At 54.3% G+C, this 1,463-nt stretch carries 2 protein-coding genes; both read left to right on the top strand.

Translation table 11 applies throughout. From position 1 onward, the window contains the following. A partial coding sequence (locus HWQ67_RS18395) for a hypothetical protein (protein ID WP_218254148.1) occupies positions 1-553 on the top strand: 553 nt, incomplete at its 5' end. A gap of 6 nt (positions 554-559) precedes the next feature. Next, a partial coding sequence (locus HWQ67_RS18390) for a hypothetical protein (RefSeq protein WP_218254147.1) occupies positions 560-1,463 on the top strand: 904 nt, incomplete at its 3' end.

The following is a 1,463-nucleotide window of genomic DNA, read 5'->3' as shown; positions in this document are numbered from 1 at the left end:
CCTTGAGGTCGTACACGACGACACCGCAGGCAGTTGGGTCAAAAAAGAGGTATGCTTTAGAACAGGGGCATCCACGACCTCCGTATATCTGTCGTTTCAGACGGCAAGCACGGGGGCTTCTGACGTATGCTACTTCGATGAAATCACCCTCTCACATGCCGCCGAAAGCGTTCAGGAGATATTCTACAAAGGGTTTATCAAGATATACACGGGTTCTCAGCCAACCACGGCAAACGATGCCCCCACAGGGACACTGCTATGCACGGTCTACTCCGACGGCACTACTGCGGGATTGAGCTTTGGCGAGGCATCCTCCGGTGTATTGTCCAAGACGGTCGGTGAAACGTGGTCTGGCACTGCCGTGGCCACGGGGACGGCGGGCTGGTTCCGGCTCGTTGCACCCTCAGACACCGGCGTATCATCGACCACGGAAGAACGACTTGACGGGGCCGTTGCAACAAGCGGCGCTCAGTTGAACATGTCTTCGACGTCAATAGTCTCAGGCGCCGTACAGACAATATCAACGTTCTCCATCACCATGCCGGCGGAGTAACAGTTAGTGTCTGACCAGTTCGGAGTAAGTACAGAGCAAAACCTCCTGACGGGAGGGGACGGCGCCAAGCTCTATGGGTGGAATGTCCTAAACTCCGCCAACGCATCCGCTATGGACGTCAATATCACGTATACCGGCAATCTTAGAATTACCAGTTCCACGACCACCACTGACGCCCCTATGACGCATCCGTTTGTCTATCAGGAGATATTAGGCGACTTTGACATAGACATTGCCCTGTATCAGATCAACGCCGGTTTGTTTCAGGGGTTGATGTGCCGGGACGTCAATGCCTCCGCCGGGGAGGATTGGATCGCCATAGGGTGGGATGCTAGCCAAAATCTTTGGTGGGGTGACGTAACAAACAACACCAGTACCTCCGGCAATTTATCTTCTACAAACGTATATGTGCGCCTGGCACGTGTTGGTAACACTTTTACTGCGTATCGAAAACTCAACCCAGGGGATTCCTGGACGTCAGCAAAGGTCTTTACCAGGTCTGATTTTGCAGGGCATACCTTACAGGTTGGTCTGTATCAAAAGCGTTCTGCCGCCACTGCCACCGTAAGGTTTGACTACTTCCAGGGTACATACAACGGAGCCGGGGCCACAATCACCGCAGCCCTGACGTGGCCAAAGCCTTCAAGCAGCGGAGAAAGCACACAGGCCGGTAACTTCTGTAGCCTGTACTTATCCCCTGTTGAGCTTGCGGCTTTTGGTGATGCCGGGTCATATACTTTTGGAGCAGCGACCATACCCAAACCTGTCGTATCGGCAGAGACATCGCCGCTCATCGACTCAGACATCACCTTCCCGTCTTTGAGCAGCACGGGTGAGATACCGCCCGTCAACGCCGCCTGGACGGAGGACAACCCGCTCATCATCAACGGCAACGTCCTCAAGGGGCTTA

It is taken from the genome of Candidatus Magnetobacterium casense, assembly GCF_019173545.1.
GTDB classification, from domain to species: domain Bacteria; phylum Nitrospirota; class Thermodesulfovibrionia; order Thermodesulfovibrionales; family Magnetobacteriaceae; genus Magnetobacterium; species Magnetobacterium cryptolimnobacter.
The sequence above is the reverse complement of the archived record's forward strand: the minus strand, read 5'-3'. Positions and strand labels throughout refer to the sequence as shown.